5 protein-coding genes and 1 pseudogene are annotated in these 5,246 nt (G+C 70.2%); 4 read left to right on the top strand and 2 right to left on the bottom strand.

Going from position 1 to position 5,246, the window contains the following annotated elements; all coding sequences use genetic code 11:
* Positions 1-81: pseudogene (locus ACOV8S_RS20120) on the bottom strand (ATP-dependent Clp protease proteolytic subunit); the annotation flags it as partial.
* Between the two features lie 238 nt (positions 82-319).
* Here ACOV8S_RS20120 and ACOV8S_RS20125 point away from each other — a divergent pair.
* The 3 genes from ACOV8S_RS20125 (at position 320) to clpX (ending at position 3,152) form a co-directional block, all read left to right on the top strand.
* The gene (locus ACOV8S_RS20125) at positions 320-934 is read left to right on the top strand and encodes an ATP-dependent Clp protease proteolytic subunit (RefSeq protein WP_351117439.1); all 615 of its coding nucleotides are present in this window, start codon (positions 320-322) and stop codon (positions 932-934) included.
* 53 nt (positions 935-987) lie between these two features.
* Positions 988-1,668, top strand: a complete 681-nt coding sequence (locus ACOV8S_RS20130) for an ATP-dependent Clp protease proteolytic subunit (RefSeq protein ID WP_448319177.1) — start codon at positions 988-990, stop codon at positions 1,666-1,668.
* 194 nt (positions 1,669-1,862) lie between these two features.
* Positions 1,863-3,152, top strand: coding sequence for an ATP-dependent Clp protease ATP-binding subunit ClpX (clpX, locus tag ACOV8S_RS20135; protein ID WP_351117441.1), 1,290 nt, complete (start codon positions 1,863-1,865; stop codon positions 3,150-3,152).
* Positions 3,153-3,240: 88 nt separating this feature from the next.
* On the opposite strand, the gene ACOV8S_RS20140 is transcribed toward clpX, so the two are convergent.
* Positions 3,241-3,849: a hypothetical protein gene (locus tag ACOV8S_RS20140; RefSeq protein ID WP_448319178.1), complete on the bottom strand. Its 609-nt coding sequence runs from the start codon at positions 3,847-3,849 to the stop codon at positions 3,241-3,243.
* 75 nt (positions 3,850-3,924) lie between these two features.
* Between ACOV8S_RS20140 and ACOV8S_RS20145 the strand changes: the two genes are divergently transcribed.
* The coding region (locus tag ACOV8S_RS20145; protein WP_448319467.1) for an FAD-dependent oxidoreductase at positions 3,925-5,246 on the top strand (1,322 nt) is incomplete at its 3' end.

Below are 5,246 nucleotides of genomic sequence, written 5' to 3' on the forward strand. Positions count from 1 at the left end.
GGAGGGCTCGCCGGCGGCGGAGGGCATCAGATTCGTCACGTAGCCACCTGCTCGTCTTACGACGGCGCCGGGCCGTCTCACGTGTTCTGCCGGGGCGGGGGAGCGGGACCGGGACCCGGGGTGGCCATGCGCTCACAGCGAACACTCCAGGAACCGGGATGGCACGTGACTGCCTGCGCGTTAGGGTCCATGAATACGAGGGCAGGGGAGTCCCCGTCGCCGCCGATCACCGCGGCGCGCTGCAGGGGCACGCACCACCCCCGCCCCGGCAGAACACGTGAGACGGCCCGGCGCCGTCGTAAGACGAGCAGGTGGATACGTGACGAATCTGATGCCCTCCGCCGCCGGCGAGCCTTCCATCGGTGGCCTCGGCGACCAGGTCTACAACCGGCTGCTCAACGAGCGGATCATCTTCCTCGGCCAGGCGGTCGACGACGACATCGCCAACAAGATCACTGCACAGCTGCTTCTCCTTGCCGCCGACCCGGACAAGGACATCTACCTCTACATCAACAGCCCCGGCGGCTCGATCACGGCCGGCATGGCGATCTACGACACCATGCAGTACATCAAGAACGACGTGGTGACGATCGCCATGGGCCTCGCCGCCTCGATGGGCCAGTTCCTGCTGAGCGCCGGCACCCCCGGCAAGCGCTTCGCGCTGCCGAACGCCGAGATCCTGATCCACCAGCCGTCGGCCGGTCTGGCCGGTAGCGCCTCGGACATCAAGATCCACGCCGAGCGCCTGCTGCACACCAAGAAGAAGATGGCGGAGCTGACCGCCTTCCACACCGGTCAGACGGTCGAGCAGGTCACCCGCGACTCCGACCGGGACCGCTGGTTCGACGCCGAGGAGGCCAAGGACTACGGCCTGATCGACGAGGTCATCTCGGCGGCTTCCAACATTCCGGGCGGCGGCGGCACCGGGGCCTGAAGCCCGCGCCCGCACACCGGCCCTCCCCCGCCTCGCCTTCCAGGAGACAGAAGATGAATCACCACCCCGGCAGCGGCCTGTACGAGCGCACCCGCGCCGAGCTCACGGCCCCGGTCGCCGAGTCCCGTTACGTGATCCCGCGCTTCGTCGAGCGCACCTCCCAGGGCGTGCGCGAGTACGACCCGTACGCGAAGCTCTTCGAGGAGCGCGTGATCTTCCTGGGCGTGCAGATCGACGACGCGTCCGCCAACGACGTCATGGCGCAGCTGCTGTGCCTGGAGTCGATGGACCCGGACCGTGACATCTCGATCTACATCAACAGCCCCGGCGGCTCCTTCACGGCGCTGACCGCGATCTACGACACGATCCAGTTCGTGAAGCCGGACATCCAGACCGTGTGCATGGGCCAGGCCGCCTCCGCCGCCGCCGTCCTGCTCGCGGCCGGCACGCCCGGCAAGCGCATGGCGCTGCCGAACGCCCGCGTCCTGATCCACCAGCCGTACAGCGAGACCGGCCGCGGCCAGGTCTCCGACCTGGAGATCGCCGCCAACGAGATCCTGCGGATGCGCTCCCAGCTGGAGGAGATGCTGGCCAGGCACTCCACCCAGCCGGTGGAGAGGATCCGCGAGGACATCGAGCGTGACAAGATCCTCACGGCCGAGGACGCGCTGCAGTACGGGCTGATCGACCAGATCATCTCGACCCGCAAGATGAACAACGCCAGCGTTCGCTGACGCTGCGGGATTCCGCTGGCGGCACGGCCGTCTGCCGCCTCTTGGCGGGGTTCGCCCGGATCCGTTCCGGAGCGGACCCTGCCAAGGGGGGCCCGAACGGGGGGCCAGGCAAGGTACCGTCGACATAAGGCAGCACCGTGGAGACCAGGGACGCACCAGCGTCCGGGGGCTCCCAGGCGAAGGGGAAGCACACCGTGGCACGCATCGGTGACGGCGGCGATCTGCTCAAGTGCTCGTTCTGCGGCAAGAGCCAGAAGCAGGTCAAGAAGCTCATCGCAGGCCCCGGTGTGTACATCTGCGACGAGTGCATCGATCTCTGCAACGAGATCATCGAGGAGGAGCTCGCCGAGTCGAGCGAGACCCGGTGGGAGGAGCTCCCCAAGCCGCGGGAGATCTACCAGTTCCTCGAGAGCTACGTGGTCGGCCAGGAGGCCGCCAAGAAGGCGCTCTCGGTGGCGGTGTACAACCACTACAAGCGGGTCCAGGCCGGTGAGAACGGCGGAGGCCAGGGCCGCGAGGACTCCATCGAGCTGGCCAAGTCGAACATCCTCCTGCTGGGCCCCACGGGCTCCGGCAAGACGCTCCTCGCCCAGACGCTCGCGCGGATGCTGAACGTTCCGTTCGCCATCGCCGACGCGACCGCGCTGACCGAGGCCGGCTACGTCGGCGAGGACGTCGAGAACATCCTGCTCAAGCTGATCCAGGCGGCCGACTACGACGTCAAGAAGGCCGAGACGGGGATCATCTACATCGACGAGATCGACAAGGTCGCCCGCAAGAGCGAGAACCCGTCGATCACCCGTGACGTCAGCGGCGAGGGCGTCCAGCAGGCGCTGCTGAAGATCCTCGAGGGCACCACGGCCTCGGTGCCGCCGCAGGGCGGGCGCAAGCACCCGCACCAGGAGTTCATCCAGATCGACACGACGAACGTGCTGTTCATCGTGGGCGGCGCGTTCTCCGGGCTGGAGAAGATCATCGAGTCGCGGGCCGGCGCCAAGGGCATCGGGTTCGGCGCGACCATCCACTCCAAGCGGGAGCTGGCCGCCAAGGACCAGTTCCAGGACGTCATGCCCGAGGACCTGGTCAAGTTCGGCATGATCCCCGAGTTCATCGGCCGTCTGCCGGTGATCACCAGCGTGCACAACCTGGACCGCGAGGCGCTGCTCCAGATCCTGGTGGAGCCGAAGAACGCTTTGGTCAAGCAGTACCAGCGGCTGTTCGAACTCGACGGCGTCGAGCTGGACTTCGAGCGTGAGGCGCTCGAGGCCATCGCGGACCAGGCCATCCTCCGCCAGACCGGCGCGCGCGGCCTGCGCGCCATCATGGAGGAGGTCCTCATGTCGGTGATGTACGAGGTGCCGTCCCGTTCGGACGTCGCCCGCGTGGTCATCACCCCCGACGTGGTCCACTCCAACGTCAACCCGACCCTCATCCCGCGCGACGCGCGCGGCGGCCGGGGGACGGGCGAGCAGAAGTCGGCCTAGTCGCCCGGCGGTACCGCAACGGAAAGGGCCCCGGTCTTGAAGACCGGGGCCCTTTCCGTTATCCGTTGCCCGTGGGACGCGACGACCGTCAGGCCGGCACCCGCACCTCGGCACGCAGCTTGGTGGCCAGGTCGGAGGCCTTCTGCAGGTCGACGCCCTTGCCGCTCATCATGTCGGCCAGGTCGATCGGCATGACGACGCCCAGCGTCGAGTGGTCGGCCCAGATGCACACCGGCATGTGCATCTCCTTGGGCTGTCCGGCTGCCGCGGGCTCGTTCTTGACCAGCATCTCCTGGCACTTCAGGGCGAACTTGTCGCTGCCGTAGTCCTTGGGGTCGCCGAGCAGCTCGCCCTCGTTGTCCTCGGCGGCGCTCTTCTCCATCTCGGTGAACATGGCGTCCAGGACGGACTCCGGGTCCTCGATCTCGCCGTACACGCCGAGGAACTGGAGCATCTTCATCGACAGCGGGTTGGCCTGGTCGCCGGCCTGGTAGAGCGACTGGACGTCCTTGGCGTTCTTGACGCCGTGCTTCTCGGCGTCCTTCAGGTCCTCCTCGGTGAACCCGCCGCTGTCGGAGGCGCCCGTCTTGGCCTTCTTGTAGTCGCCCAGCACCGTCGCCGGCGTGGTCAGCTTGTGCGCGCCGTCGTCGGCGATGTCAGAGCCGCCGCCACCACCGAGCAGGAAGTAGGCGCCCACCGCGATCGCGACCACCACGGCGGCGCCGCCGACGATCAGGCCCGTCTTCTTGCCGCCACCGCCACCCGGCGCGCCCTGCGGGGGCATGCCGTACGGGGGCTGGCCGGGCTGGCCCGGCGTCCCGCCGTAGGGGCCGCCCTGCGGCGGGACGCCCGGCTGCTGCTGCGGGTAGCCGTAGCCGGGCTGCTGGGCCTGCGGCTGCTGCGGGTAGCCGTAGCCGGGCTGCGGGGGCTGCTGCGGCGCACCGATCCGGGGCTGGACCGCCTGCGGCCGCTGCCCGACTACCCGCTGCGGCACAGCGGCGGGCTGACGGACAGCTTCGCCCGCGTGCCGCGCACCCCGCCGTTCAGCGCCCTCGGCTTCGTCGCCCTCAGCCCCACCTTCGGCTGGCGCGACCTGGCGTCGATGGACGCGAGGGCCGCGCTGCCGCTGCTCGACGTCCGGGTGCCCGAGGTCTACGAGCGGTTCGACGGCATGAGCGCGACGGCCTTCCTGGAGAGCGTCCGCTTCCCCGAGGCCGCGCACCACCTGGCGTTCGAGGTGTTCTCCCGCAGCTTCTTCGCCGACCCGCGCGAACTGTCGGCGGCCGAGCTGCTGCTGATGTTCCACATCTACTTCCTCGGCTCCTCCGAGGGCCTGCTCTTCGACGTGCCGACGGAGCCCTTCCCGCAGGCACTGTGGGAACCGCTCGGCGACTACCTGCGCGGCCTGGGCGCCCGCGTGCGCACCGGCACCCCGGTGCGGGAGGTGCGGCCGGTCGACGGCGGCGGGGTCCAGGTGCTGGCCGGGGACGCGACGGAGCGCCACGAGGCCGCCGTGCTGGCCCTCGACCCCGGGGCGCTGCGCACGCTGGTCGACGCCTCCCCCGACCTGGGCACCCCCGCCTGGCGGGACGACGTGGCCGCACTGCGGACCGCGCCGCCCTTCCTGGTCTCCCGGCTCTGGCTGGACCGGCCGGTGCGCGCCGACCGGCCCGGCTTCCTCGGCACCAGCGGCTACGACGGCCTGGACAACATCAGCGTCCTGGAGCGCTACGAGGGCGAGGCGGCCCGCTGGGCGGCCCGGACCGGCGGTTCGGTGGTGGAGCTGCACGCCTACGCGGTCCCGCCGGGCGCGGACCGGGAGGAGACGCAGGACCGGCTGCTCGCCGCCCTGCACCGCGTCTACCCGGAGACGGCCGGGGCGCGTGCGGTGGACGTCCGGCACGAGTGGCGCGCCGACTGCCCGTTCTTCCCGGTCGGCTCGTACCAACGGCGGCCCGCCGTGCGCACGCCCGATCCCCGGGTGACGCTGGCCGGTGACGCGATCCGCTGCGACCTGCCGGTGGCGCTGATGGAACGCGCCGCGACCACCGGGTTCCTGGCGGCCGGCGCGCTGCTCGCCGACTGGGGCGTGCG

This window comes from Streptomyces sp. CO7 (genome assembly GCF_053474865.1).